Origin of the sequence: Actinoplanes sp. NPDC049316, assembly GCF_040677315.1 — a bacterium.
Taxonomy (GTDB): domain Bacteria; phylum Actinomycetota; class Actinomycetes; order Mycobacteriales; family Micromonosporaceae; genus Actinoplanes.
Window position 1 is genome coordinate 80,141 of sequence record NZ_JBFAQM010000027.1, and the last position, 24,788, is coordinate 104,928.

The following is a 24,788-nucleotide window of genomic DNA, read 5'->3' on the forward strand; positions in this document are numbered from 1 at the left end:
GCACCGAAGCGAGCCTGCGAGTGCAGGGCCAGGCCGGCATGCCGAAGTGGAGCACAGCATGAGCCTTCTGGAACGAGAAACCCCGGGCGTCGTCATGACGCCGGACCACATCCGGTCCCGCAAGCTCCCGGTCGCCGCCGACCTGGGCATCGCGGTCGCCGCGCTGCTGCTGTCCGCCGCGGTCGTGTACGGCCTCGGCATCGGCAACTGGGTGCTCGTCGTGGTCCTCGGCGCGATCCTCTACCTGGCCGGCCTCTACGCCGGCGCGAGCCGGGTCGAGGGCCGCCGGTCGGCGCGCAACCGCATGTGGCGCACCGCGATCTACTCCGCCTGCGTGCTGGCGATCCTGCCGCTGGCGTCGGTGGTGTGGACGCTGGTCTCCAAGGGCGCCGCCCGCCTGGACGCCGACTTCTTCGGCACGTCGATGAACAACATCGGCGCGCGCGACCCGAACGGCGGCGCGTACCACGCGATCGTCGGCACGCTGGAGCAGGTCGGGCTCGCCACGGTCATGGCGGTGCCGCTGGGCGTGCTCGGCGCGATCTACCTCGTCGAGTACGGCCGCGGCAAGTTCGCCCTGACGGTCCGCTTCTTCGTCGACGTCATGACGGGTATCCCGTCGATCGTGGCCGGCCTGTTCGTGCTGGCGTTCTGGGTGCTCATCGTCAGCCCGTGGTTCAACAACGGCACGCCGCGGTTCTCCGGCTTCGCCGCCTCGTTGGCGCTGACGGTGCTGATGCTCCCGACGATCGTGCGGTCCACCGAGGAGATGCTGCGGCTCGTGCCCGGCCCGCTGCGCGAGGGTGCGTACGCGCTCGGCGTACCGCAGTGGAAGACGATCCTCAAGGTCGTCCTGCCGACCGCCCTGCCCGGCATCGTGACCGGCATCATGCTCGCCGTGGCCCGTGCGGCCGGCGAGACCGCGCCGGTGCTGCTCGTGGCCGGCGGCGCCGCCGCGATCAACATGGACCCGTTCAACGGCAACCAGTCGTCGCTGTCGCTCTTCGTCTACCAGCAGGCCGGCGACGCCTCGAAGTACGCGCCGGACCGCGCCTGGACGGCGGCGCTGACGCTGGTCGCCCTGGTGCTGATCCTGACCATCGCAGCGAAGCTGCTCGCCCGCCGCAACCGGCTGTCCTGAGGTAAGAGGTGTCCCCCATGGCCAAGCGCATCGAGGCGAGCAACGTCTCGTCCTACTACGGCTCGTTCAAGGCGATCGACAGCATCTCGATGACCGTCGAGCCCAAGACGATCACCGCCCTGATCGGCCCGTCCGGCTGCGGCAAGTCGACGTTCCTGCGGTCCATCAACCGCATGCACGAGGTGCTGCCCGGCGCCCGGATCGAGGGCCGGCTGACCATCGACGACCAGAACATCTACGACGCCGACGTCGACGTCACCGCCGTACGCCGGATGATCGGCATGGTGTTCCAGCGCCCCAACCCGTTCCCGACGATGAGCATCTACGAGAACGTGGTCGCCGGCCTGAAGCTCAACGGCGTCCGCAAGAAGTCGCTGCTGGACGAGGCCGCCGAGAAGTCACTGAAGTCCGCGAACCTCTGGGACGAGGTCAAGGACCGGCTGAACCGGCCCGGCGCCGGCCTGTCCGGCGGTCAGCAGCAGCGGCTGTGCATCGCCCGTACCATCGCGGTCGAGCCGCAGGTCGTGCTCATGGACGAGCCCTGCTCGGCGCTCGACCCGATCTCGACGCTGGCGATCGAGGACCTGATGTTCAAGCTGAAGGACCGCTTCACGATCATCATCGTCACGCACAACATGCAGCAGGCCGCCCGGGTCAGCGACAAGACCGGCTTCTTCTCGATCGACAAGACCGGCGAGCCCGGCCGCCTCATCGAGTACGACGACACGCAGAAGATCTTCAGCAACCCGGCCGAGAAGAAGACCGAGGACTACATCACCGGTCGCTTCGGCTAGATCGTCACCACGGCGCCGCCGTCGTCGGTCAGCTCCACCCGGGGCATGACCGGCACGGCGGCGTTCCGCTGCCCGCTCGCTGCCACGAGATCTACCGTTCTCCGGTACGCGGACAGCTCGTCCAGTGTCACTCGCGTAGGTGGGAGCATCGCCAGGCCGTTGGCGGCCGCCGGGCTGATCCAGGTGGTCGCGTCGGCCTCACCGGAAACGTCACGCGCCGTCTGGGCCTGCGGCAGGAGGGCCACGAAGAACCAGGTGTCGAAGCGCTTGGGCTCGAACTCCGGCGTGATCCACCGCGACCACGGCAGCAGCAGGTCGTCCCGCAGCCGCAGGCCGCGCCGCGCCAGCAGGGTGGTCATCGACAGCTCGCGGGCCGCCACCGCGGCCCGGTCCGCCTCCCAGTCGGCGCTGCTCACGTCGCCGACCGTGCGGTCCGGCTCGGCGGCCGGGCCGGCCAGCAGCACGCCGGCCTCCTCGAACAACTCCCGGGCCGCCGCCCCGACGACCGCCCGGGCCTGCTCGTCCGGGACGCCGAGCCGGTCGGCCCAGTCCCGCCGGATCGTCTCGGGACGGTCGCCGGGATCCACCCGGCCACCGGGGAACGCGTGGACCCCGCCGAAGACCATCGTGCTCGCACGCCTGAGGACGTACACGTGGAAGGTCTCGGGGTGCAGGAGCACGACGGTGGCCGCGGCGCGGGCGGGCGCCGGCGTGCCGCTGAAGGCGCGGGCCCGTTCGGCGAGGGCGGGGGGCAACGGCAGTTGTCGGCTCACGTCACCATTCTCCAACCAGGGTCTCCAACCGGGGGCGCTGGGAGCGATACCGTGGCGATCATGACGACCACGCGCTGGGGAATCCTGGGCACCGGCGGCATCGCCGCCACGTTCGCATCCGACCTTCCGCTCGCGCCCGGCGCGGAGCTCGCCGCGGTGGGCTCACGGACGCCCGAGGCCGCCGCCGCGTTCGCCGAACGGCACGGCTTCGCCCGCGCCCACGGCTCCTGGGCCGAGCTGGCCGCCGACCCGGACGTCGACGTGGTGTACGTGGCCACCCCGCACGCCCACCACCACGCGGCGGTGATCGCGTGCCTCGAGGGCGGCAAGGCGGTGCTCTGCGAGAAGCCGATGACGCTGGAGCTGGCCACGTCCGCGCAGCTCGTGCAGGAGGCGCGGACGCGCGGGCTGTTCCTGATGGAAGCCATGTGGATGCGCTGCAACCCGGCGATCCGCAGGGTGCAGGAGCTCGTCCGCGACGGCGCGATCGGCGACGTCGTGACGGTCCACGCGGACTTCGGCCTGCAGGGCCCGTTCGAGGCGACACACCGGCTGCGTGACCCGGCCCTCGGCGGCGGCGCGCTGCTCGATCTCGGCGTCTACCCGATCCACCTGACGCACCTGCTGCTGGGCACCCCGGCGACCGTGCAGAGCTGGGCCCGGCTGACCCCCGAGGGCGTGGACGAGACGACCGGCATGCTGCTCGGCTACGAGTCGGGCGCGGTCGCCGCGCTGACCTGCAGCATCTCGGGGGCGTCGCGTAACGCCGCGTCGATCACGGGCACGCTGGGACGCATCGACCTGCCGGAGGGGTTCTTCATGCCGCAGTCGTTCCTCCTGCACCGCGAGGGCGCACCGGCGGAGACCGTGGAGATGCCGTTCGAGGGCCGCGGCTACCAATACGAGGCGATCGAGGTGCAGCGCTGCCTCGCCGAGGGGCTGCTGGAGAGCCCGCTGGTCCCGCACATGGCGACGCTCGACGTCATGACCCTGATGGACACGATCCGCGCCGAGGTCGGCGTCGACTACGGCACCTCTTCGACGTAGCCGCGCAGTACGCCGTCCGCGTCCCGTTGCAGCCGGATGGTGAGGAAGAGCCGGAGTGTGGCGTGGCGTCCGCCCGCCACACTCCGGCAGGGTCAGCTGCGGCCGAGCATCTCGGCGGTCAGGACGTTGCCGCCGAGCCCCCAGCCGCCCTCGATGACCTCGTCGACCAGCACGAGCGTGGTCGCGCGAGCGCGTTCGCCGTAGACGTCGGCGTAGGCGTCGGTCACGGCGTCGATGAGCTTCTTCTTCGACTCGGGGGTCAGAGTGTCGGCGGGAACCTTGAGGTTGGCGAACGGCATGGTGCTTCTCCTTGCTGGTAGCGGTTTTCAGAGCGAGGCGTTCGGGGCCAGTAAGCCCTCGATGCCCAGCCGGTGGTAGAACTCGGCCCGGATCCGGTCGGCGACGGCGGAGACGACCTCGCTGCCGTCCCGGCTCGGATCGACGTGGGTCCGGAAGGGCCGGCGATCGTCGGCAGGTCGACAACGCGGGCGATCTCGTCGGCCACCGACTGCACGTCGGCGTCCGGTGGGACGAGTTCGGGCAGGCGCTTGTCGATCAGGGCGCGAATCTCACCGTAGTGAGCGTCGTAGGCCGCCGCGGTGGTTTCATCGTCCGGATGACCGGCGTGCACAAAGTGGTTGGTGCCGGAGGTGAAGGCGCCGGGCACCACGATCGTGGTGCAGATGCCGAAGCGGATCAGCTCGGCGGCGTAGCTCTCCGCCAGGGCGTCCATCGCCGCCTTGGCGGCGAAGTAGGGCGCCAGGAAAGGGGGGTGGCCGCCGCGGCTCGAGGAACTGCCGACCCAGACCAGCAGGCCGGAACCCTGGCCGCGCAGGATCGGCAGGGCGGCCCGGTTGACCCGCTGTGTGCCCACCACGTTGATGTCGTGGACCGCGGTGACCTGTTCCGGCGTGAAGGCCTCGGCGGGCCCCAGGACCATGTGGCCGGCGTTGTGCACCACCACGTCGAGCCGGTCGTGGCGCTCGACGATCTCGGCGATCGCCGCGTCAGCCGAGGGCTGCGACTGTACGTCCAGCTCAACCGCGGAGAGCGACAGTTTCTCGGCGGCGGCCAGTTGACCGAGCTCGTCCACCGCCGCCGCGTTGCGCCCGTGCGTCGCGCGTATACCGGCGACGACCACATGACCGGCCCGGGCCAGCGTCTGGGCGGTCAGCCGGCCGAAGCCGCTGGAGGCCCCGGTGACCAGGATGACCTTTGTCGTAGGGGGCATCAGATGATGCCCCCGTTGGCCCGCAGGACCTGACCGTTGACCCATCGTCCGCCCGGGCCGGTGAGGAAGGCGACGACGTCGGCGATGTCGGCCGGGGTGCCGAGCCGCTCCAGGGGCGGCTGCTTGGCCAGGAGCTCGATGGTCTCCTCATCCTTGCCTGCCAGGAACAGCTCGGTGGCGGTCGGTCCGGGGGCGACCGCGTTCACCGTGATGTCGCGACCTCGCAGCTCCCGCGCCAGGATCAGCGTCATCGCCTCGACGGCGCCCTTGCTGGCGGCATAGGCGCCGTAGCCGGGGAACTGCAGACCGAGCACCGAGGTCGAGAGCATCACGATCGCGCCGCCGGAGCGCAGGCGTCGAGCGGCCTCGCGGGCGACGACGAAGGAACCGCGGATGTTGGTCCGGTGCAGCTCGTCGAGCGCGTCGAGGTCCAGCTCGGCGATCGGCGAGAGCATCAGCCGTCCGGCGGAGTTGACGACCACGTCGACGTCCCCGTACGCCTCGACGGCGGTGTCGAACATCGTCGCCACGTCGCTCTCGTCGGCCACGTCGGCCCGGGCGGCGACCGCACGACCCCCGGCCGCGGTGATCTCGTCGACGACATCCTTCGCCGCCACGTCGTTGCCCGCATACCCGATGACGACAGCGTGACCGGCGGCCGCGAGGGCGGTGGCGATGGCGCGGCCGATGCCCCGTGATGCGCCGGTGACGACGGCGACCCGTTGATCTGCCATGACATTCACTTCCCACTTGTATCGGCGATAGCTCCTTCTCGTATCGCTGCTACGGAAACCGTAACACGGGGATCGGATCAGCGCTAGCGATGTGACGTAGCATTGATTCGTGAGCGAGCGGAATCTCAGTGCCGACAGCGAGCCGCGGCGGCGCCGGCGCGGTGCCACCGGGCCGGCCGGCGATGAGTCGGTACGTGCGGCGCTTATCGAAGCGACTCAGCGGCAGCTGGCCTCGGCGCCCGACGGTGAGATCGCCACTCGGGCCGTCTGCGAGGAGGTCGGCGTCACGCAGCCGGTGCTTTACCGGCTCTTCGGCGACAAGAACGGCCTGCTCGACGCCGTCGCCGATGCGGCCTTCGAGCAATACGCGCGTCGCAAGCAGGAGCTCGAGGTCACCGACGACCCGGTCGCCGACCTGTACGCCGGCTGGAACGATCACATGGCCTTCGCGGCCGAGAACCCGTCCCTGTACCAGTTGATGTTCACGCCCCGTCCGCACTCCGCTGCGACCGCGTTCCGGCGGATTCTGGATCTGCTCGAAGCGACCCTGACGCGCTGCGCCGCTGCCGGGGTGCTCGTCACCACACCGCGTCTGGCCGCCCAGCTGATCCTGCCGGCCAACATCGGAGTGGCGCTGAGTCGCATCGCCCAGCCGGGCCTGTTCGACGATCCCGTTCTGCCGGATCGGACCCGAGATGCCATCTTCGCCGCGGTGCTCACCGGCGCGCGGGTGCCCAGCGACCCGGATCCGGTGCGGGCCGCCGCCCGGCAGATGCGTTCCCAGCTCGCGATCACCAGCACCGACAAGCTCGAGCCGGTCGAGACGGCACTGCTCGACCGGTGGCTCGAACGTATCGACGAACCGCACTGATTTGGTGGACCGACAGCACCGACGACCCGGCGCTACTGGTGAGACCGCTTGTTCAACCGGGCGCGGGCGGTTGCGGCGGGGTGTCCGGCGAGCAGGTGCCAGGAGACGGCGGCGCCGAGTCGTCCGCGACATCTATGGTGAACCCGTGTTTGATCATCTCTCCGGTCGCCGCACCGAGCCCGGTCTCATGCTGGGCCGCCGCTGATGATCTCAACGTTCCTGGTCGAACACCGGTGGATCGCACCAGCAGCGTTGGTGTTGCTGATCCTCGTCGGGCCGCTGGCCGGCAGTTGGCTGGTCACCCGGCCGAGGATCGCCTGGGTGCTGACCGCGGTCTCGATGCTGCCACTGGCATTGCTCACGCTGATGCCGGTGGACCGCGAGCTGTTCGCCCGCTGTGAGGTGCGGTGGCAGGTCCCCACGCTGACCGGCCCCGAGTCGCTGGCGAACATCCTGCTCTTCGTCGCGCCGGTGCTGCTGGCAGGCGTGGCCACCCGCCGCCCGGTCCTGGCCGCGCTGGCCGGCAGCGGACTGTCGGTGGTGGTGGAAGCGGTGCAGGCAGCGGTGCCCGCGATCGGCCGCTCGTGTGACTCCGGCGATTGGATCAACAACACGATCGGCGCCGTCATCGGTGGAGCGCTGGCCTGGCTTTCGCTGACCGTTGCCGCGCGTCGGAAGCGCCGGCACGGCGATTTTCAGGAAGTCTCGGCGTTCCGGTGACAGTGGCCCGCGTTCGTCGACGGGGTGCGAGATGACGATTTCGTCGTTCAGGCCGGAACCCGACGAACCCCGCCCTCCATGCGAAGAGCGGGGTTCGTCAGATCCGGCTGATCAGCTGAACAGCGGCCGTACGCAGAAGTAGACGACGCAGGCGATCGCCGCCGCCGCCGGGAACGTCGTGATCCAGGCGATGACGATGTTGCCCGCCACGTTCCAGCGCACCGCCGACAGGCGCTTGGTTGCGCCCACGCCCATGATCGCCGAGGTGATCGTGTGGGTGGTGGAGATCGGGGCCTTGAGCACCAGGGCGTTGAAGAACAGCACCGAGCTGGCCACCATCTCGGCCGCGAAGCCCTCCGCGGGGCCCAGGTCGATGATCTTGCGGCCGAGCGTCCGGATGATGCGCCAGCCGCCGGCGTACGTGCCCGCCGCCAGCACCGCCGCCGAGGTCCAGAACACCCACCACGGGATGTGCGTGGCGCTGCTCTGGAAGCCGCCGGTGTACAAGGCCAGCACGATGATGCCCATGGTCTTCGCCGCGTCCTGCATACCGTGGCCGACGGACATGAACGCCGCCGAGATGGTCTGGGCCACCCGGAAGCCGCGGTTCAGTTTGCCCGGCTGTCCCCGCCGGAACGACCACATGATCGCGACCATGACGATGAAGCCGAGCAGGAAGCCGACGAACGGCGACGCCACCATCGGGATCAGCACCTTGTCGATGATGGTGCCCCACTCGATGGTCGCGTCCGCGGCGAAGAACGTGGCGCCGACGAGGCCGCCGAAGAGCGCGTGCGACGAGGACGACGGCAGGCCGAAGTACCAGGTGATGAGGTTCCACGCGATGGCTCCCACGACGCCGGCGAAGACCACGCCGAGGCTGGGGATGCCGACCGGGAGCTTGACCAGCCCGTCACCGACCGTCTTGGCCACCCCCGCGCCGAAGTGGGCGCCGACGAAGTTGCCGACGGCGGCCATCGCGAGCGCCACCCGCGGGGTCAGGGCGCGGGTGCTGACGCTGGTGGCGATGGCGTTCGCCGCGTCGTGGAAGCCGTTGGTGTAGTCGAAGGCCATCGCGGCGATGATCACCGCGAGCACCGCTATGAGCTCAGCGGACAAGGGTCAGGACTCCTTGACCGTGATGGTCTCGACGGTGTTCGCCACGTGCTCGAAGGCGTCGCAGGCGGCCTCGAGCTCGTCGGCCACCTCCTTCATCTTGAGCACCGTCAGCGCGTCGTACTCGCCGGAGAAGAGGCGCACGAGCAGCATCCGGTACGCCCGGTCGCCGTCGTTCTCCAGCCGGTTGATCTCGATCCAGTACTCCTCGAGGCCCTTCATCGACTTCAGCCTCGGCATCGCGTCCGCGGTGATCTTGGCCTGCTGGTCGAGGACGTTGACCAGCTCGTGCATCTCCCGGGGCAGCGACGGCAGCTCGGTCAGCCCGTACAGGTAGAGCAGGTTGCCGACCGCCTCCAGGTGGTCCATGACGTCGTCGAGCTGCGAGCCCAGCGAGTAGATGTCCTCGCGGTCGAACGGCGTGATGAAGGTGGAGTTGATCTTCTTGTACAGATCGTGGGTGATCTGGTCGCTGTCGTGTTCGACATCGGTCAGCCGGTCGCTGACCGACTGCACGTCCACGCCGGGCAGCGCCAGCTCGTTGAGCAGCTCGGTGCCGCGGACGAGGTTCTGAGCAGCCCGGGTGAACAGCTCGTAGAAGGCGCCCTCGGTGGGGCGGAAGGAGAACTTCACGACGAACCTCGTTCGAGGAGGATGGACGGGTCTGGCGGATTCCCGGGGAATGCTAGGTAACACGTCCCCGGTTGCAGAGCCCGCCTACCCCTGCTCAGCAGCAGTTCAGGGCGCGTTCACTTGCCGTTAACCTTGAACGCTCGCTAATCCGGATCTTTCAGACCGATTGCGTCACGTCGGGTCGCCGCGGCGACGGCGAGGGCCGCCTGACGGCGGGTGCGACAGGGATCACCCGGCGCACCGGATGCTTGCGCAGGTGCCGGGCCAGCGCCACGTAGTCCGCGTCGGCGATCACGTCCACGCCGGCCTCGCTCAGCTCGGTCCAGATGGCCTGCCGGGCGCGGCGGGAGCCGGTCGGCAGCCCGCTGATGCGGACGCCGCGGCCGTCCTCGTGAGCCGACCGCACCAGCGCATGCAGGAGATGCCGTTCCTCGGCGGGTATGGGTTCGCAGCCGTCCCAGCCGAACCGCCGCGTCCACTGCTCGCTGACCATCGGCACCAGCGTGGGCGGCGCCGTGACGGACCCGATGTCGTCGAAGGAACCGTCGGCGAACGCGTACCGGTGGGTCTGCTCGGCGAGCAGTTCGCGTACGTCGACGATGCCGGTGACGGTGACCGTCACCGCGCCCGCTTCGAGGTCCCCGTCCACGCACCGGCTGAGCAGCGGCGCGTGGTCGCGCAACTGCTGGTCGAGCATCCGGTACGCCCGCAGCAACGCCCCCGCGTCCCGGTTCGGCCCGGCGAACTCGACGACCAGCCGGAACGGCGCCCGCTGGTCGCGGCACAACCGCCCGCCCCGGGCCTGGGCCCGCGCGAACAACGGGCCGAGCACGAGCCGGCGCAGCGTCCGCCCGGGCTTCGGGGCGCCGGGGCCCACGTACAGCTCGCCGTGCGGGCCCGGCCGCACCGGCACGGTGAGCCCGGCCAGACCGTTGCGCAGCACGGTGGGCAGCGGATCGGCCACCTCACCGCCGGCGATCGCATGCGCGGCGGGCAGGTACGGCCGCGGCCGCCGCGCCACCGCAATGCCCAGCGTGGTCGCGCCGGTGGCTCCGGCGAGCGCCGCCAGGCCGCCCAGGAGGGTCGCCACGTCGTCGGACACCGTCCTACCCCCGTCTCCGCCGGCACACGAATGGGGCTAAATGCCCCCATAGTGTTCACCACTGTGTCACATGTGACACCGGTGGCCGGGCAATCTCGCGCAGAATTCCTCCATGCCGTCTCCGGGTCCCGCCGCGTTCCCCGCCCTTCCGCCGCCCGGATCCGGGCCCGGGCCCGGGTCTGCCCCCGCGGCCGCGGCCACCCCGCGCGGATCCTCGCCGGCCGGGTCCGCGATCTCGGCGCCCGTGGACGACTTCGAGGCCGAGCGCCCGCACCTGCTGTCGGTCGCGTACCGGATGCTCGGCAGCCGCGCCGAGGCCGAGGACGCGGTCCAGGAGGCGTGGCTGCGCTACCACCGGGCCCGCGACACCGGCGAGGAGATCCGGGACCTGCGCGGCTGGCTCACCACGGCCACCGGGCGCATCTGCCTGGACGTCCTCAAGTCAGCCCGGGTACGCCGGGAGGCGTACCCCGGGCAGTGGCTCCCCGAGCCCGTCGTGTCCCGCCTCGACGACCCCGCCGAGAAGGTCGCCCAGAAGCAGGAGGTCAGCCTCGCCCTGCTCGTGGTGATGGAGAAGCTGAACCCCGAGCAGCGCGTCGCCGTGGTGCTGCACGACGCGTTCGGGCTGCCGTTCGAGGAGGTGGCGGACGTCCTGGGCACGAGCCCCGCCGCGGCCCGCCAGCACGCCTCCCGGGGCCGCCGCGCGATCTCGGACGGCCAGGCGCGGCACACCGCCGGCCTGGCCGAGCAGCGCCGCGTGCTCGACGCGTTCCTCACCGCGGCGTCCTCCGGCGACCTGCGCGCCCTGGCCGCGGTCCTGGCCCCGGACGTGGTCTCGGTCGGCGACGGCGGCGGCGTGGTCAACGCGGGTCGCAACGCGGTCGTCGGCCTCGACAAGGTGGCGCGGTTCTGGATCGGCGTCCTGGGCCGGCGGCTACGCGAGGTGCCCGAGTTCGCCGTGGAGCCGGTGCTGGTCAACGGGGACGCGGGAGTGCTCGCGACCGGACGCTACGCCGACGGGCGCCCGCTGCTGTCGGTCATGTCGGTCGCCGTCTCCGACGGCCGCATCACGGCCGTCTACAACCAGCTCAACCCGGCCAAGCTGGGATCACTCGCTGACGGTTGACAACCATTTCCGGTACGCCGAGGCGAACGGCTCTGTGCCGTCGCCGAGCGCCACCATGAGGTGCCCGGCCGCGGCGTGCGCCTGGGTGACCACCTCCGCGGGGTAGCCGAAGCGCACCCGGTGGTCCTCGAACTCGTCCTCGTCGCGCAGCTCGATCAGGCCGGTGTCGCGGCGGCGGGAGACGTCCAGGTCCAGGTCGACGATGTGGACCGTGTCACCTTCCCAGCGCGCCGGGGTGGTGATGTCGCAGTAGACCTCGCTGGTGCGCGGCGGCGGGTTGAACATGCCGGTCCACCACGCGCTGTGCGGGATGAGCAGCACGAACGGGATCTGCTCGACGGACGGCTGGCCGTGGTAGACCGACGCCGTGCCGCGCGTCACACCGACCCAGACGCCCAGGTCGTCCTCGTTGAGGCGACGGGCCCGATAGTCCCGGTGAGCGGATCCGTCGTACTTGGTGTAGACCACCCGGACCATCTCACTCGGCATGACAAGACCCTAGCGGTGCGACGGTTTCGTCGGTGGTGGCGGGTACGGTCTTCGTCGTGACCGCCCCCGCCAAGTCCCGCCGCAAGTCCACGACCGCCAAGGAACTCCTCGCCGCCGCGGTGGGCGCGGTCCCCGGCGGCGCCTCCCGGCCGGGTCAGGAGCAGATGGCGGCGGCGATCGAGCGTGCGGTCAAGGAGCGCGAGCACCTGCTCGTGCAGGCCGGCACGGGCACCGGCAAGAGCCTGGCCTATCTGACCCCGGCGTTGCTGGTCGACGGTCCCGTGGTGGTGTCGACCGCGACGCTCGCGCTGCAGAACCAGCTCGTCGAGCACGACCTGCCGCGCCTCGCCGCCGCGGTCGAGCCGGTGCTCGGCCGCCGGCCCACGTTCGCGGTGCTCAAGGGCCGCCACCACTACCTGTGCGTGGCCAAGCTCGAGCACGCCGACGAGGAGGCGCCGACCGACACCCTGTTCGACGACGCGCCCGCGCGCGCGACGCAGTGGCTCGGCGAGGCGGGCCGGCTGGGCAAGCAGATCCTGCGCGTGCAGGAGTGGGCCGAGAAGACCACGACGGGCGACCGCGACGAGCTGGACCCGGGCGTGGACGACACCGCCTGGCGGCAGGTCTCCATGCCGGCCCGGGACTGCGTCGGCGCGGCCCGCTGCCCGTACGGCGCGGAGTGCTTCGCGGAGGCCTCGCGGGTCCGGGCCCGGGAGGCGGACATCGTGGTCACCAACCACAGCCTGCTGGCGGTCGACATGCTGGCCGAGCGCAACATCGTCCCGCCGCACAAGCTGCTCATCGTCGACGAGGCGCACGAGCTGGCCGACCGGGTCTCGTCGGCGGCCCAGGCCGAGCTGACCCCGGACGCCGTGGAGCGCGCCGCCAAGCGGGCCCGCCCGCTGATCTCCCCGGCCGCCGCGGAGGCGCTGGCCGAGGCGGCGGACTCGCTGACCGTGGGCATGGCCGACATCCCCGCGGGCCGCCTCACCAACGGTCTCCCGCCGATGCTGCACCGCTCGTTGCTGCTGGTGGATTCGGCGACCCGGGCCGCGCTCGAAGGGATCGGCGACATCAAGGCCGACGACCCCGACCCGGTGCGCAAGCAGCAGGCCAAGGCCACCCTGGACGACCTGTCCACCACGACGCAGCGCCTCCTCGAGGAGTCCGACTTCGACGTCGCGTGGATCGAGAAGAGCGACCTCGGCTCCGGCCGGCGCGCGGTGGTGGTCGCCCCGCTCTCGGTGGCGGGCACGCTCGCCAACAACCTGTACGACGAACGTACCGTGGTGGCGACCTCCGCGACGCTGACCCTCGGCGGCCGGTTCGACACGGTCGCGCGTTCGCTCGGTCTGCCGGCCGCGCCTGCGGTCCCCGCCGCGCGCACCGGGCAGGGCCTGACCGCGGAGGCGCCGCCGACCTCCGGTGACGGGTGGAGCTCGCTGGACGTCGGGTCGCCGTTCGACTACCCGAAGCAGGGCATCCTGTACGTGGCGGCGCACCTGCCCCGGCCGGCCGCCTCCGGCCTGCCCGACGCCGCGGGCGAGGAGCTGCTGAAGCTGGTGGCGGCGCTCGGCGGGCGTACCCTCGGGCTCTTCTCCTCCCGGCGCGCCGCGACGCAGGCCGCCGAGCTGCTGCGGGCCAAGACCGACCTGCCGATCCTCCTGCAGGGCGAGGAGACGCTGCCCATCCTCGTCCGCAAGTTCAAGGAGCAGAAGGAGAGCTGCCTGTTCGGGGTGATGTCGCTCTGGCAGGGCGTCGACGTCCCCGGCGACGCCTGCCAGCTGGTGGTCATCGACCGGCTGCCCTTCCCCCGCCCGGACGAGCCGCTCGCGGCCGCCCGGGCTGCGGCCGTCGACGCGACGGGCGGCTCGGGCTTCGCGTCGGTGAGCGTTCCCATCGCGGCGGTCCGGCTCGCCCAGGGCGTCGGCCGGCTGATCCGCTCGCACGGCGACAAGGGCGTGGTCGCCGTGCTCGACTCCCGCCTGGAGACCGCGCGTGGCTACGGCGCCTTCCTCCGCAAGTCACTGCCGCCGTTCTGGTACACGACCCGGCCCGAGGTCGCGCTGGGCGCCCTGCAACGCCTCAACAAGAGCTGAGGGCGGCAGCACGGCCAGAGCCCGCGGCCTGGGCCGCGCGGCCTGGGCCGCGCGGTCAGGGGCCGCGCGGTCAGGGGCCGCGGCCTGGGCCGCGCGGTCAGGGGCCGCGGTCAGGGTGCTTCCTTGAGGGCGCCGCCCGTCGGGACCACGACCGCGTTCGGCGGGACCTCCGGGCGGCGGCGGGCCAGCCGTCTGATGCCGGTGTTCAGCACCGCGATGAGCGGCACCGCGACCAGCGCGCCGATGATGCCGGCGAGCACCACGCCGGAGGCGATGCCGACGATCACGACGAGCGGGTGGATGGCGACGGCACGCCCCATGATGAGCGGCTGCAGGATGTGGCCCTCGACCTGCTGCACCAGGATCACCGCGCCGAGCACGATGAGCGCGACGATCCAGCCCTGGTCCACGAGCGCGACCAGCACGGCGACCGCCCCGGAGACGCTCGCCCCGACGATGGGGATGAACGCGCCGAGGAACACCAGGGCCGCCAGCGGGAACGGGAACGGGACGTTCAGGAACACCAGCGCCAGGCCGATGCCGGTCGCGTCGATGAAGGCGACGAGCACGGTGGCGCGGACGTACGAGCCCAGCGTCGCCCACGAGGCGTCGCCGGCGTCCGAGAGGCTCCAGCGGGCGTTGACCGGGAACAGGCGGACCAGGAAGCGCCAGATCTTACGGCCGTCACGCAGGAAGAAGAACGTCGCGAAGAGCACCAGCACCGCGCTGGTCAGCACCTCGGCGAGCGTGGCCGCGGTGGCGAACCCGGTGGCCGTCAGCTGCGACGTGTTCGAGTTGATCCACTCCTGGACCGAGTCGATGGCCTGGTCGACCTGGGCGTCGGAGAGGTGCAGCGGGCCGGTGCGCGCCCAGTCCTGGATCTGCCGGATGCCCTTGCTGGCGTTGTCGACCAACTGCGGCAGGCCGTCCATGAACTGGTTGACCACCAGCGTCAGCGTGCCGGCCACCGCGCCGAGCCCGCAGATGAGCACCAGGAACGTCGCCAGCGAGGGCGGGAGCCGCAGTTTGAGCAGCCACCCCACGGCCGGCGCGAGCAGTGCGGAGAGCAGCAGGGCGATCGCGAGCGGGATCACGACCACGCTGATGACGCTGATGAAGCGCAACAGCACCCAGCCGACCACGCCGACCACGATCAGCCGCCACGACCACGCCGCCGCGATCCGCAGCGAGTGCGGCACCTCGGCGTCGTCCCGGCTCATCGTCGAGTGGTGCTCGTCCTCCGGCGGGGACGGCGGCGGCTCGAACTCGACCTCGGGCTCCTCCGGCGGGTGGTCACCGTCGACGCGCGCGGTGCGCACCGATTCCCGTCCCGACTCGTACGCCCTGCGAAGGTTCTCCCGTACCCGTTGCAAGCGGCTCAACCGCCCGACCCCCTCGCCCTCGTCACGCGCTAACACCGTAGTCGAGACCCGCACACGCGCACGTCAGGCGCGGGCGTACCGTCCTCTCGTGAGCACCGACACCGAGTCCGAGGCCGGGCTGCCCATCCGCATGTTGCACGACCGCGTTCTGGTCCGCCTCGACGGCGGCGAGGGCGAGCGCCGGTCCAGCGGAGGCATCGTGATCCCGGCCACCGCGTCCATGGGCCGCCGCCTCTCGTGGGCCAAGGCGGTCGGCGTGGGACCCAACGTCCGTTCCATCGTCGTCGGCGACCGGGTCCTGTTCGACCCGGAGGACCGCTCGGAGGTGGAGCTACACGGCAAGGAGTACGTGCTGCTGCGCGAGCGGGACGTGCACGCCGTGGCGGCGAGCCGGGTGGAGTCGGACGGGACGGGGCTCTACCTCTAGTAGCGAGGCGGCTGACCGTAGTACGGCGGTTGTCCGTAGCCGGGCGGCGGTCCGTAACCCGGCGGCGGACCATAACCCGGCGGCGGCCCGTAACCGGGGGGCGGGCCGTAGCCCGGCGGCGGCCCGTAACCGGGGGGCGGGCCGTAGCCCGGCGGCAAGCCGTGACCGGGGGGCGGGCCGTAGCCCGGGTAGGCGTACACCGGTTGCTGGGGGGCGAGGCGGACCGGGACCGGCACGACCGGCTCCTCCGGCGGCCGGACCGTACGCGTGACGCCGTCCGGGAACGCGATCTGGTAGCTCGCGCCGTCCCAGAACGCCCGCGGCATCTGCGGGTCGCGCCCCACGAAGACCGACCGGTAGCCGGAGATGTCCGCGAGCAGCCTGCGTTCCTCGTCCTGCGCCCGCTGCTGGTCCTCCGGCAGCCGATGCAGGCCGCGCCGCATGCCGTCGCGCAGCAGCGCCAGTTGCGTGGCCGCCGCCTGGAAGCCGCGCATGGCCCGCAGACCCGCGTCGCCCGCGACCCGCTTCGCCCACTGCCGGGCCGAGTGGCGGCGGCCGAGGCTGCCCAGCGTCGCCACCTCCGGCGGGGAGAGCCAGCCCGTACGCACGTACTCCGGCAGCACCCGCTCGCTGAGCCGGCCCTCGTAGCCGCGCAACGCGATCGCGAAGCCGACCGCCGCGAAGAAGAACGGGACCATGAAGCCGAGGTAGCCGTACAGCATGATCAAGGTCTCGCCGGTCGCCACCGATAGCGTGGGCAGCAGGTTGAACGTGCCGTGCAGGATCATCGCGAGCAGCAGGCCGGCGATCGGGGCGAGCCAGCGCACCCGGCGGTCGGCCGACCGCGACGCGACGCCCAGGCCGATCCCGGTCATCGACGTGAACAGCGGGTGCGCGAAGCCGGTGAAGATGATCCGCACGATGAAGATCAGGAAGACGTTCTGCACGCCGGTGGCGGGACCGTACTGGTCGGCGCCCGACGCGTAGCCGTGGCCGCCGAGGTAGAGCACGTTCTCGACCATGGCGAAGCCGAGCGCGGACAGCCCACAGTAGACGATGCCGTCGGTGATCCCGGACCACTCGCGGCGGCGGCGCCAGAACAGCAGGATCGGGCCGAGCGCCTTCATCGACTCCTCGATGAACGGCGCCACGAGGACGGCGACCAGGGCCTCGGGCAGGCCGAGCTTGTCGAAGCCCCACGCGGCGAGGCTGTTCACGCCGATCGCCACGAGGGTCGCGACCGCGGAGCCCCAGGCGAAGCAGAACACTAGATAGCGAATCGGCTCGGGCTCGTAGCGGTCGAGCCAGAGGAAGCAGCTGACCAGCACCGGGACCGGCAGGATCGCGGCGGTGAGGCCGACCACGAGGCCGACCGGGCCGTTGCTGATGCCGAGGATGATCAGCATGGCGATCGCGCACGCCGCGATGAAGCCGATGATGCCGGCCAGCGGCAGCCAGCGCCGCCATCCGGCGCGGCGGCGCGGCAGGGGCGGCAACGACGCCGGATCGGGCGTCCGGTACGCGGCCTCGAACGGCACCGTCGCTCCCGACCCCGGCTGCACGGCCGGCGCCGCTGTGGCGGCCCACTCCGGGGTCGCAGCCTGCTCCGGGGCGGCGGCCCACTCCGGCGTCGCAGCCTGCTCCGGGGCGGCGGCCCACTCCGGGGTGAGGCCCGGCGACGCGGCCACAGGACCGGACGACGCGGCCACAGGGCCGGACGACGCGGGCGCAGGGCCGGACGACGCGGGCGCAGCGCCGGGTGACGCGGCGGCAGGGCCCGGTGACGCGGGCGCGGGGGCGGACGACGCGGCGGGCCCCGGCGGCGGGGTCGGATCGGGCGGTCCGGAAGCTACGTCGGCCATGCCGCCAGCGTAGCCACCCGGCCGCGCCCCGGCGTCCCCACGGCAGCGGAAACGATCAAGCGACGGAAGGGTCGAGGTCAGGCGCCGGGAGGAGCAACGGCCCCGTGGCCGGGATCAGGATTCCCGGGGCCGGGACGCTCCCGGCTTCCGGCGGGCCCGGTTGCGGCCGTGCCGGCCGACCGCGCGGCGGACCAGCCGCGGGGCCTGGCCGTGCTCGATGCCGGTGGCGCGCAGCAGGTCGGTGACGGTGGTACGGATCTGGGCCACGACGACGCTGCCGGAGAACCCGACGCCCTCGTCGTACGCGCGTCCCGCCTCCGCCGCCGCGCGCAGCGCCCGCTCCCGCGTCGCCTCGGGTTCGGCTCCCCGGGCCCACTCCTGCCGCAGCAACCCGACCGCGTCGCCGAGCAACGTGATCGACGCCGACAGGCAGGCGGGCATGGTCTCCTTGTCGTCCACCGCCGTGATCACGCGCCGGGTCAGCACGCGGACGTTGCGCAGCGCGTACGTCAGCTCCGGGGCGCCGTCGACGTACCGGCTGAGCGCGCCGCGGACCCGCCACCGGGCGGGCGCGAAGGCGACGTTCTCCCGGGCGGCCTTGGCGGCCTGCGCGAACGCGGCGAAGTCGCCCTCGGCGGACCGGAGCTGGGCCAGCGCCTCGCGCACGGCGTCGGCGTCGCCGGCCTGGAGTCCCCGCGCGACCGCGAGCAGCCCGTCGGCCATGGCCTCGAGGGCGGGATCGGCGGCCCGGCGTACGACGCTCAGCGGGTTGAGCGGCAGCAGCAGCGTCATCACGGTCAGCCCGACCGCGCCACCGACCAGCGCGTCGAAGAAGCGCGTCCACGGCAGCCCGGTGCTGCTCGTCAGCGTGGCGACCAGCACCGCGGACGACGCGGACTGCACCACGAGCGGCGTGCCGCCTCCGACCGCGGCGGCGATGAGGATGGCGAGGACCACGACGAGGCCGATCTGCCACGGCCCGGAACCGATCAGCAGGATGATGGTGTCGCCGATCCCGATGCCGATGGCCACGCCGACGACGAGCTCCACCGTGCGCCGGGCCCGCTGCCCGACCGACGACGCGAGCGTGATCACGGCTGCGATCGGCGCGAAGAACGGCGCCGGCCGCCCGAAGAGGGTGTGGGCGATGAACCACGCGATGCCCGCCGCGACCCCCGCCTGCAGGGCCAGGCCGGAGGCGGCGCGGACCCGGGACCACCCCGCGCCCGCCCCGGACCGGGACCGGCCGTGCACCTCGGCGAGGACGGCTGCGAGCCTGCGCTGCGCCCCGGCGTCCGTCATGCTGCGCCTTCCCGGCGTGCCCTCCTGGCCCTCACGGCCACGGCCCGGGGCCACTCGCGCGGGCGAGGTTCGGTGCAGTCGGTCACGCACTGACCCTAACGGCGGGCATGCCAGGATGGCGGCCGTGACTTCACTTCTCGATCGCTGGGTCGCGGCCGCCCGGGGCGCCGGGGCCACCGCCGCCGGGCCCGACCTCGAGGCCGCCGGCGGCTACCTGGTGGGGCGCTGGTCGGAGCCGCAGCGCCAGTACCACGACGTGAGCCATCTGACCGCGGTCCTCGACGTGATCGACGAGCACGCGGGGCTGGCGGAGAACGCGGACCGGGTACGCCTGGCCGCCTGGATGCACGACGCGGTCTACGACCCGCGGGCCCTCGGCGACGCGAACGAGCGCGACAGCGCGGAGTTCGCGCGCGGGCTGCTGACCACGCTCGGCGCTCCCGACGACGTCGCCGCCGAGGTCGCACGCCTGGTGGGGCTGACGGCCGGGCACGCCACCGAGGAGACCGACCCGGACGGTGAGCTGCTGTGCGACGCCGACCTGGCGATCCTGGCCGCCGACCAGGACCGGTACGCGGCCTACACCGAGGCGATCCGCCGCGAGTACGCCCACGTCCCGGAGGACACGTTCCGCGCGGCCCGCGCCCAGGTCCTCGTGTCGCTGCTGGAGCTGCCGGCGATCTACCGGCACGCCCCGCTGCACGAGGCGTGGGAGGCCCGGGCGCGCGCGAACCTCGAGCGGGAGCTCAGAACGCTGGCGGCCGGTTGAGGTGCTTCGGGCGGCGCAGCCCGGCGGCCCGCAGTCGCGCGGCCACGTCCCGCGGGGCGACGAGGGTCGCGCCGAGCCACAGCGCCATCCGGAACCGCGTCTCCGGGATGTCGTAGTGGTCGCGGTCGAACCCGCGCCGGGGCGCGCCGAGCATCTCGGCGAACGCGTGCAGTTCGGCGTACGAGACGTCGCTGACCAGGTGGGACCAGAGCCGGCCGCGCGCCGGCCAGCGCGGCTCGTCGACGAGGATCAACGGTCCACGTCGAGCAGGTCCGTCCCGCGGTCGGCGGCGTAGCCGCGCACGTCGGCGACGCCCAGCCGGGCGGCGTCGGCGGTGAGGTCGTCGGGCATCTTCTGCGACTGCCGCTCGGCCTCGACCCGCGCCAGGTAGTGCTCCACCTCGCGGGCCCGGACCGCCTCGTCCCAGCCCAGCGCGTCACCCATGATCGCGGCCGCGTGCCGGGCCGTCTCGGCGCCGCGGTGCGGCGTCTCGATCGAGATACGGGTACGCCGGGTGAGCACGTCCTCCAGGTGCAGGGCGCCTTCGGCGGTGGCCGCGTACGCGATCTCGGCCGCCAGGTATTCGGGGGCGCCGGTCAGCGGCGTGGCCAGCTCCGGCTCCGCCGCGATCATCGCGAGCAGGTGGACGGCCAGCGTGCCGTAGCGCTCCAGCAGGTGCTCGACCACGCCAGCGGTCACGCCGTGCCGGCGGGCGATGTCGTGCCGGTCGCGCCACGCGGCCGCGTACCCGTCGGCGCCGAGCAGGGGCAGCTGGTCGGTGCGCGACGGCGTGTCGAGGCCGAGCCGGCGCACGGCGCGGTCCACCACGTCGGCGGCCATCACGCGGTAGGTCGTGTACTTGCCGCCGGCCACCAGCATCAGGCCCAGCATCGGCTCGATCACGGCGTGCTCGCGGGACAGCTTGGAGGTGGAGTCGGCCTCGCCGGAGAGCAGGGGGCGCAGGCCCGCGTACACGCCCTCGATGTCGTCGACGGTGAGCGGCCGCTCCAGGACCGTGTTGACCTGGTCCAGCAGGTAGCTGATGTCGCGCGCCGAGGCGGCCGGGTGGGAACGGTCGAGCTGCCAGTCGGTGTCGGTGGTGCCGATGATCCAGTGGCCGCCCCACGGGATGACGAACAGCACCGAGGTGGGCGTCCGCAGGATCAGGCCGGCGTCGCCGGTGATCGCCGAGCGGGGCACCACGAGGTGCACGCCCTTCGACGCGCGTACCCGGAATCCCGGCCGGACTCCGACGTCGCTGAGCATGCGGGACATGTCGTCGCTCCACACGCCGGTGGCGGCGACGACCGTACGGGCGCGTACCTCGAACTCGGGCGCGTCCGGCGCCTCCAGATCGCGCACCTTGACCCCGACGACCTGGCGGGCCTCGCGGACGAAGCCGGTGACCCGGGCGCTGGTGACCACGGCCGCGCCGAGGCTGGCCGCGGTGCGGGCGAGGGTCACCACCAGGCGGGCGTCGTCGACCTGGCCGTCGTAGTAGCGGATCGCCCCGGTGATCTTGTCGGCCCGCAGGCTCGGGAACACGTGCCGGGCGCCGTCGCGGGTCAGGTGCCGGTGCAGCGGCATCCCGCGACCCTTGCCGAACACCCCGGCGAAGACGTCGTACGCGGCGACGCCCAGGCCGTAGTAGAGGCGGTGCCACATCCGCGCGGGCGGCGCCGCGGTCTCCAGCGGCACGAGGATCGGCACCGGGCGCACCAGGTGCGGGGCGAGCCGGCTGGTGAGCAGGCCGCGCTCGGTCAGCGCCTCGTGCACGAGGTGCAGCTCGAGCTGCTCCAGGTAGCGCAGGCCGCCGTGGATGAGCTTGCTGGACCGGCTGGACGTGCCGGCGGCCAGGTCACGTGCCTCGACGAGGGCGACCTTCAGCCCGCGCGACGCGGCGTCCAGGGCGGCGCCGGCGCCGGTGACGCCGCCGCCGATGACGAGCACGTCGAACTGCTCGTCACGCAGCCGCTCGAGGTCGGCGGCGCGGCGGATGGGCGAGAGCCGTCCGGCCGAGTACCGGGAAACCGAGGGAGAGCGCACCGTCCCACCGTAGCGCCGCGCTCAGCGGAACGACGCCTGCACCACATCAAGCATCTCGGCCACCGAGCCCGCCGGGTCGGTGACCGGGAACTGGACGGCCCGGATCGTCGCCTGCTCGTCCACGAGCAGCGTCAGGCGCTTGAAGCGGTCGGTGCCGCCGGCCCGGAAGGTCGGCAGGCGCAGGCTCGCGGCGAGCCGGCCGTCCTGGTCCGAGAGCAGGGGAAACGGCAGCTGGGCGTGCTCGGCGAACGCCTCCAGCTGGTCCGGGCGCTGCGTGCTGACGCCGGTGATGCGTACGCCGTGAGCCGCGAACTCGCCGGCCCGGGCCGCGTACGTCGTCGACTCCAGCGTGCACCCGGCCGCGCCCGGAATGTCTGCCCATCCGGGTGGATAGCCCTGCGCGCCCGGGGCGTACGCGCCGGGGAAGAAGTACAGAACAGTCGGCGACTCGACGGTGAACCCGGGGATGCGGTGGCCACCGAGCGCGTGGACGCGGCGCGCCTCGGCGGAGGTGGGGGTGGCCGTGGCGGTCAGGGAACCGTCGCCCATGACGTGCCGCGTACCCCAGTCCTGCAGCGCGATGAGCACCGGCAGCAGGCCCTCCCCCTTGGCCGTCAGCAGGTAGTCGTAGCGCGGCGGGCGGTCGGAGTAGGCGGCGCGGCGGAGCACGCCGTGCTCGACGAGGCTCGCGAGCCGTTCGCTGAGCGCCCGCCGGCTCATGCCGAGCTCGCGCTGCAGCGCGTCGAAGCGGGTCACGCCGCCGGCGACGTCGCGCACGATGAGGAACGCCCACCAGTCGGTGAGCACGCCGAGGGCCTGCGCGATGCCGCATTCGGCATCGACGGGATCGACGTGTCGCACGCCGCTCAGTATAGTCCGTTCCAGATTGGAACTCACTGGAACGGGGCGGGGACCGTGAGCGTGTTCTGGCGGTGGTGGGCGGCCGGTACGACCAGCAGTCTGGGCTCGGCCATCGGGGGCGTGGCACTGCCGCTGACGGCGCTCGCGGTCCTCGACGCGACCCCGTTCGAGATGGGGCTGATCGCCGCCGCCGGCTTCGCCGCCTGGATCGTCATCGGGCTGCCGGCCGGCGTCATCGTCCAGCGCCTGCCGTTGCGCGGCGCCCAGGTCGGCGCCGATCTGGCCCGCGCCGCCGCGGTGGGATCGGTGCCGCTCGCGTGGTGGTGGGGCCACCTGACGGTCGCGCACCTCGTGGTGACCGCCCTGATCGTCAGCTTCGCCAACGTCATCTTCGACGTGGCCAACATGACGTTCCTGCCCGAGATCGTCGACCGCGAGCAGCTCCAGTCCCGCAACAGCCTGACCTCGGGTACGCACGCCGCGACGCAACTGGGCGGCCCGTCCCTGGGCGGCCTCGCCGTGCAGGCGTTCGGGGCGGTGCCGACGATGCTGGTGGACGCGGTCAGCTACCTCGTCTCGGCGGTCCTGCTCCGCACGCTGCCGGCCCGGCGGGTGGTCAAGCCGGACCGGTGGCCGCCGGTCGGCGAGATGATCCGCGAGGGCTTCGGGTACGTCGTCCGGCACCCCGCGATGGGCCCGGGCATGTGGGCCGCCACCGCGGTCAACTTCGTCTGCGGCGCCCAGCTCGCCCTGTACCCGCTCTACCTGGTCCGCGAGCTGCACACCGCGCCCGGCCTGGTCGGTGTGCTGCTGGCCGCGGACGGTGTCGGCTCGCTGATCGGCGCCGCCGTCACCACCCGGTTCACCGACTCCGTCGGCACCGCCCGCGCGATGGTCCTGTCCGGGTTCGCCTCCTCGGCCGGCGCCCTGCTGGTGCCGTGGGGCAGCGGGCTCGGCGCGTACGCGGCCTTCGTCGCCGGCAACCTCGTGTTCTCGATCGGCGTGGTGGTGCTGAGCGTGACGACCCGGACGTACCGCCAGGTCGCGAGCCCGCCCGAGCTGCTGAGCCGGGTCATGGCGACCGTACGGTTCGTCTCCTGGGGAGCGATACCCGTCGGTGGCCTGGTGGCGGGCGCGCTCGCCGGCCCGCTGGGCGCCCGGTGGACGCTGCTCGTGCTGGGCGCGGTCACGGTGTGCGCCCCGGCGGCCTGGCTCCTCTCCCCCGTACGCGGCCTCCGCGACCTCACCGATGTGGACGTACCGGGTCGGGAGGCCTCGGTTCGGTAGGTTCGGCGGTTGTGGACGACGAGTTCTGGATCTCCGAGCTGACCGACGACGACGTGCCCGCGGTCGTGGCCCTCTGCCGGGCCGCGCTCGACCTGCCCGAGGACGCCGCCGAGGCAGCGGAGATCGTGTCCCGCCTGCGCGACACCGCCGGCACCGAGGGCTGGTCCGGCGGCATCCGGCGGATCACCGGGTTCATCGCCCTCCGGCCGGCTGAAGGACCGGGCCGCGGCCGGATCATCGGTGTCGTCCTCGGCTCCGTTTCGCACCGGGACGCGTCCGTCGGGCACATCGATCTGATCGCGGTGCACCCGCAGGAGCGCCGCCGGGGTGTGGGGCGCGCGCTCGTGGCCCGCGTCGAAGGGGCGCTGGCCGGCCTGGGCGCCGGGGACGTCGTCATCGCCGGCAACGCCCCGTACTACGCGTGGCCCGGCATCGACGTCCGCTGTACGCCCGCCGTCTGCGCTGCGATGGCGCTGGGCTTCGAGCAGGATCAGCCGGCCTGGAACATGACGGCCAACCTGACGGATCCGGTCGCCGAGCCGCCCGTGCCCGAGGGCGTCACCGTACGCCGGGCCACCGCCGAGGACGTGCCGGCCCTGGTCGACTTCGCGCTGACCACCTTCGGCGCGGGATGGGCCGGCGAGATCACCCACTCCGTGGGGCGCGAGCGGGCCGGCTGCCACGTCGCCTTCGACAAGACCGGCGGCATCCTGGGCTTCGCCGCGTACGGCAGCTCCCGGCCCAGCTGGTTCGGCCCGATGGGCACTGCTCCCGCCGCGCGCGGGCTCGGCATCGGGAACCTGCTCCTGCGCCGCTGCCTCGCCGACCAGCGCACCGACGGCCACGACAGCGTCCAGATCGGATGGGTCGGCCCGCTGTCGTTCTACTCGAAGGCCGTGGCGGCGCGGGTCGAGCGGGTCTTCCTGCCCTACCGCAAGCAGCTGTGAAGAAACGGGCCGCCCCTTGCGGGACGGCC

General features: G+C 72.5%; 25 protein-coding genes. 11 read left to right on the forward strand and 14 right to left on the reverse strand.

What is annotated here, in order from left to right; translation table 11 throughout:
• Nucleotides 1–58: 58 nt before the first annotated feature.
• Both pstA and pstB read left to right on the forward strand, forming a co-directional pair.
• A complete protein-coding gene (pstA, locus tag AB0K03_RS31440; protein ID WP_364692310.1) occupies nucleotides 59–1,141 on the forward strand; it encodes a phosphate ABC transporter permease PstA in 1,083 nt (360 codons plus the stop codon).
• Nucleotides 1,142–1,158: 17 nt separating this feature from the next.
• Nucleotides 1,159–1,935, forward strand: a complete 777-nt coding sequence (gene pstB / locus AB0K03_RS31445; RefSeq protein WP_364692313.1) for a phosphate ABC transporter ATP-binding protein PstB — start codon at nucleotides 1,159–1,161, stop codon at nucleotides 1,933–1,935.
• Here the strand turns inward: pstB and AB0K03_RS31450 are convergent.
• Entirely contained in the window at nucleotides 1,932–2,708 is a 777-nt protein-coding gene (locus AB0K03_RS31450; RefSeq protein WP_364692316.1) for an NUDIX domain-containing protein, read from the reverse strand. The genes pstB and AB0K03_RS31450 overlap by 4 nt on opposite strands.
• Before the next feature lie 60 nt (nucleotides 2,709–2,768).
• Here AB0K03_RS31450 and AB0K03_RS31455 point away from each other — a divergent pair, with 60 nt between their 5' ends.
• Nucleotides 2,769–3,755 (forward strand): Gfo/Idh/MocA family oxidoreductase, encoded by a 987-nt coding sequence (locus AB0K03_RS31455; protein ID WP_364692319.1) that lies wholly within the window; start codon nucleotides 2,769–2,771, stop codon nucleotides 3,753–3,755.
• A 92-nt stretch (nucleotides 3,756–3,847) separates the two neighbouring features.
• Here AB0K03_RS31455 and AB0K03_RS31460 read toward each other — a convergent pair whose 3' ends face one another.
• From AB0K03_RS31460 to AB0K03_RS31470, 3 genes are read right to left on the reverse strand one after another with little or no spacing between them, the layout of a single operon-like run.
• Nucleotides 3,848–4,054, reverse strand: coding sequence for a tautomerase family protein (locus tag AB0K03_RS31460; protein WP_364692322.1), 207 nt, complete (start codon nucleotides 4,052–4,054; stop codon nucleotides 3,848–3,850).
• Entirely contained in the window at nucleotides 4,015–5,031 is a 1,017-nt protein-coding gene (locus AB0K03_RS31465; protein ID WP_364692324.1) for an SDR family NAD(P)-dependent oxidoreductase, read from the reverse strand. Before AB0K03_RS31465 ends, AB0K03_RS31460 begins: the two co-directional genes overlap by 40 nt.
• On the reverse strand, nucleotides 4,986–5,720 hold the full coding sequence (locus AB0K03_RS31470; protein ID WP_364692327.1) for an SDR family oxidoreductase: 735 nt from the start codon (nucleotides 5,718–5,720) through the stop codon (nucleotides 4,986–4,988). Before AB0K03_RS31470 ends, AB0K03_RS31465 begins: the two co-directional genes overlap by 46 nt.
• Nucleotides 5,721–5,829: 109 nt before the next feature.
• On the opposite strand from AB0K03_RS31470, the gene AB0K03_RS31475 reads away from it, so the two are divergent.
• Together AB0K03_RS31475 and AB0K03_RS31480 are read left to right on the forward strand one after the other, a co-directional pair.
• The gene (locus AB0K03_RS31475; protein ID WP_364692330.1) at nucleotides 5,830–6,591 is read left to right on the forward strand and encodes a TetR/AcrR family transcriptional regulator; all 762 of its coding nucleotides are present in this window, start codon (nucleotides 5,830–5,832) and stop codon (nucleotides 6,589–6,591) included.
• 255 nt (nucleotides 6,592–6,846) lie between these two features.
• Complete coding sequence (locus AB0K03_RS31480; RefSeq protein ID WP_364692333.1) at nucleotides 6,847–7,311, forward strand: VanZ family protein; 465 nt, start codon at nucleotides 6,847–6,849, stop codon at nucleotides 7,309–7,311.
• Nucleotides 7,312–7,422: 111 nt separating this feature from the next.
• Here AB0K03_RS31480 and AB0K03_RS31485 read toward each other — a convergent pair whose 3' ends face one another.
• The 3 genes from AB0K03_RS31485 to AB0K03_RS31495 all read right to left on the reverse strand — a co-directional run bounded on the left by AB0K03_RS31485 (nucleotide 7,423) and on the right by AB0K03_RS31495 (nucleotide 10,162).
• Nucleotides 7,423–8,430 (reverse strand): inorganic phosphate transporter, encoded by a 1,008-nt coding sequence (locus AB0K03_RS31485; RefSeq protein ID WP_364692336.1) that lies wholly within the window; start codon nucleotides 8,428–8,430, stop codon nucleotides 7,423–7,425.
• Between the two features lie 3 nt (nucleotides 8,431–8,433).
• Complete coding sequence (locus AB0K03_RS31490) at nucleotides 8,434–9,060, reverse strand: DUF47 family protein (RefSeq protein WP_364692339.1); 627 nt, start codon at nucleotides 9,058–9,060, stop codon at nucleotides 8,434–8,436.
• A gap of 157 nt (nucleotides 9,061–9,217) precedes the next feature.
• Entirely contained in the window at nucleotides 9,218–10,162 is a 945-nt protein-coding gene (locus AB0K03_RS31495; RefSeq protein WP_364692342.1) for a hypothetical protein, read from the reverse strand.
• A 244-nt stretch (nucleotides 10,163–10,406) separates the two neighbouring features.
• On the opposite strand from AB0K03_RS31495, the gene sigJ reads away from it, so the two are divergent.
• Nucleotides 10,407–11,288: an RNA polymerase sigma factor SigJ gene (gene sigJ / locus AB0K03_RS31500; RefSeq protein WP_364692345.1), complete on the forward strand. Its 882-nt coding sequence runs from the start codon at nucleotides 10,407–10,409 to the stop codon at nucleotides 11,286–11,288.
• Here sigJ and AB0K03_RS31505 read toward each other — a convergent pair.
• Nucleotides 11,271–11,777 (reverse strand): DUF402 domain-containing protein, encoded by a 507-nt coding sequence (locus AB0K03_RS31505; protein WP_364692348.1) that lies wholly within the window; start codon nucleotides 11,775–11,777, stop codon nucleotides 11,271–11,273. The genes sigJ and AB0K03_RS31505 overlap by 18 nt on opposite strands.
• 164 nt (nucleotides 11,778–11,941) lie before the next feature.
• Here AB0K03_RS31505 and AB0K03_RS31510 point away from each other — a divergent pair, with 164 nt between their 5' ends.
• Nucleotides 11,942–13,876: an ATP-dependent DNA helicase gene (locus AB0K03_RS31510; RefSeq protein WP_364692417.1), complete on the forward strand. Its 1,935-nt coding sequence runs from the start codon at nucleotides 11,942–11,944 to the stop codon at nucleotides 13,874–13,876.
• A 110-nt stretch (nucleotides 13,877–13,986) separates the two neighbouring features.
• On the opposite strand, the gene AB0K03_RS31515 is transcribed toward AB0K03_RS31510, so the two are convergent.
• Nucleotides 13,987–15,258 (reverse strand): AI-2E family transporter, encoded by a 1,272-nt coding sequence (locus tag AB0K03_RS31515; protein ID WP_364692351.1) that lies wholly within the window; start codon nucleotides 15,256–15,258, stop codon nucleotides 13,987–13,989.
• A gap of 130 nt (nucleotides 15,259–15,388) precedes the next feature.
• On the opposite strand from AB0K03_RS31515, the gene AB0K03_RS31520 reads away from it, so the two are divergent.
• Complete coding sequence (locus AB0K03_RS31520; protein ID WP_364692420.1) at nucleotides 15,389–15,685, forward strand: co-chaperone GroES; 297 nt, start codon at nucleotides 15,389–15,391, stop codon at nucleotides 15,683–15,685.
• Here the strand turns inward: AB0K03_RS31520 and AB0K03_RS31525 are convergent.
• Together AB0K03_RS31525 and AB0K03_RS31530 are read right to left on the reverse strand one after the other, a co-directional pair.
• Nucleotides 15,682–17,547 (reverse strand): PrsW family glutamic-type intramembrane protease, encoded by a 1,866-nt coding sequence (locus AB0K03_RS31525; RefSeq protein WP_364692354.1) that lies wholly within the window; start codon nucleotides 17,545–17,547, stop codon nucleotides 15,682–15,684. The two genes, AB0K03_RS31520 and AB0K03_RS31525, sit on opposite strands and share 4 nt — an antisense overlap.
• Before the next feature lie 114 nt (nucleotides 17,548–17,661).
• Nucleotides 17,662–18,849, reverse strand: coding sequence for an FUSC family protein (locus AB0K03_RS31530; RefSeq protein ID WP_364692356.1), 1,188 nt, complete (start codon nucleotides 18,847–18,849; stop codon nucleotides 17,662–17,664).
• Between the two features lie 115 nt (nucleotides 18,850–18,964).
• On the opposite strand from AB0K03_RS31530, the gene AB0K03_RS31535 reads away from it, so the two are divergent.
• Nucleotides 18,965–19,618 carry a metal-dependent phosphohydrolase gene (locus AB0K03_RS31535; protein WP_364692358.1) on the forward strand — a complete coding sequence of 218 codons (654 nt, stop codon included), beginning with the start codon at nucleotides 18,965–18,967 and terminating at the stop codon, nucleotides 19,616–19,618.
• On the opposite strand, the gene AB0K03_RS31540 is transcribed toward AB0K03_RS31535, so the two are convergent.
• Genes AB0K03_RS31540 through AB0K03_RS31550 form a run of 3 tightly spaced genes read right to left on the reverse strand, consistent with a single transcriptional unit; the run spans nucleotide 19,596 to nucleotide 22,525 of the window.
• Entirely contained in the window at nucleotides 19,596–19,871 is a 276-nt protein-coding gene (locus tag AB0K03_RS31540) for a DUF4031 domain-containing protein (RefSeq protein ID WP_364692360.1), read from the reverse strand. The genes AB0K03_RS31535 and AB0K03_RS31540 overlap by 23 nt on opposite strands.
• Nucleotides 19,868–21,664 carry a glycerol-3-phosphate dehydrogenase/oxidase gene (locus AB0K03_RS31545; protein ID WP_364692362.1) on the reverse strand — a complete coding sequence of 599 codons (1,797 nt, stop codon included), beginning with the start codon at nucleotides 21,662–21,664 and terminating at the stop codon, nucleotides 19,868–19,870. The genes AB0K03_RS31540 and AB0K03_RS31545 overlap by 4 nt, the downstream gene beginning before the upstream one ends.
• 21 nt (nucleotides 21,665–21,685) lie before the next feature.
• Nucleotides 21,686–22,525, reverse strand: a complete 840-nt coding sequence (locus AB0K03_RS31550; protein ID WP_364692364.1) for a winged helix-turn-helix transcriptional regulator — start codon at nucleotides 22,523–22,525, stop codon at nucleotides 21,686–21,688.
• A 54-nt stretch (nucleotides 22,526–22,579) separates the two neighbouring features.
• Here AB0K03_RS31550 and AB0K03_RS31555 point away from each other — a divergent pair, with 54 nt between their 5' ends.
• Entirely contained in the window at nucleotides 22,580–23,812 is a 1,233-nt protein-coding gene (locus tag AB0K03_RS31555; protein WP_364692366.1) for an MFS transporter, read from the forward strand.
• Between the two features lie 11 nt (nucleotides 23,813–23,823).
• A complete protein-coding gene (locus tag AB0K03_RS31560; protein WP_364692368.1) occupies nucleotides 23,824–24,759 on the forward strand; it encodes a GNAT family N-acetyltransferase in 936 nt (311 codons plus the stop codon).
• Nucleotides 24,760–24,788: the final 29 nt, after the last annotated feature.

Coding starts and splice junctions, on each gene's coding strand:
- AB0K03_RS31525 (WP_364692354.1), bottom strand. CDS start 17,547: ATGGCCGACGTAGCTTCCGGACCGCCCGATCCGACCCCGCCGCCGGGG.
- AB0K03_RS31510 (WP_364692417.1), top strand. CDS start 11,942: ATGGCGGCGGCGATCGAGCGTGCGGTCAAGGAGCGCGAGCACCTGCTC.
- pstA (WP_364692310.1), top strand. CDS start 59: ATGAGCCTTCTGGAACGAGAAACCCCGGGCGTCGTCATGACGCCGGAC.
- AB0K03_RS31470 (WP_364692327.1), bottom strand. CDS start 5,720: ATGGCAGATCAACGGGTCGCCGTCGTCACCGGCGCATCACGGGGCATC.
- AB0K03_RS31520 (WP_364692420.1), top strand. CDS start 15,389: ATGTTGCACGACCGCGTTCTGGTCCGCCTCGACGGCGGCGAGGGCGAG.
- AB0K03_RS31460 (WP_364692322.1), bottom strand. CDS start 4,054: ATGCCGTTCGCCAACCTCAAGGTTCCCGCCGACACTCTGACCCCCGAG.
- AB0K03_RS31530 (WP_364692356.1), bottom strand. CDS start 18,849: ATGACGGACGCCGGGGCGCAGCGCAGGCTCGCAGCCGTCCTCGCCGAG.
- pstB (WP_364692313.1), top strand. CDS start 1,159: ATGGCCAAGCGCATCGAGGCGAGCAACGTCTCGTCCTACTACGGCTCG.
- AB0K03_RS31505 (WP_364692348.1), bottom strand. CDS start 11,777: ATGCCGAGTGAGATGGTCCGGGTGGTCTACACCAAGTACGACGGATCC.
- AB0K03_RS31465 (WP_364692324.1), bottom strand. CDS start 5,031: ATGGGTCAACGGTCAGGTCCTGCGGGCCAACGGGGGCATCATCTGATG.
- AB0K03_RS31455 (WP_364692319.1), top strand. CDS start 2,769: ATGACGACCACGCGCTGGGGAATCCTGGGCACCGGCGGCATCGCCGCC.
- AB0K03_RS31535 (WP_364692358.1), top strand. CDS start 18,965: ATGGCGGCCGTGACTTCACTTCTCGATCGCTGGGTCGCGGCCGCCCGG.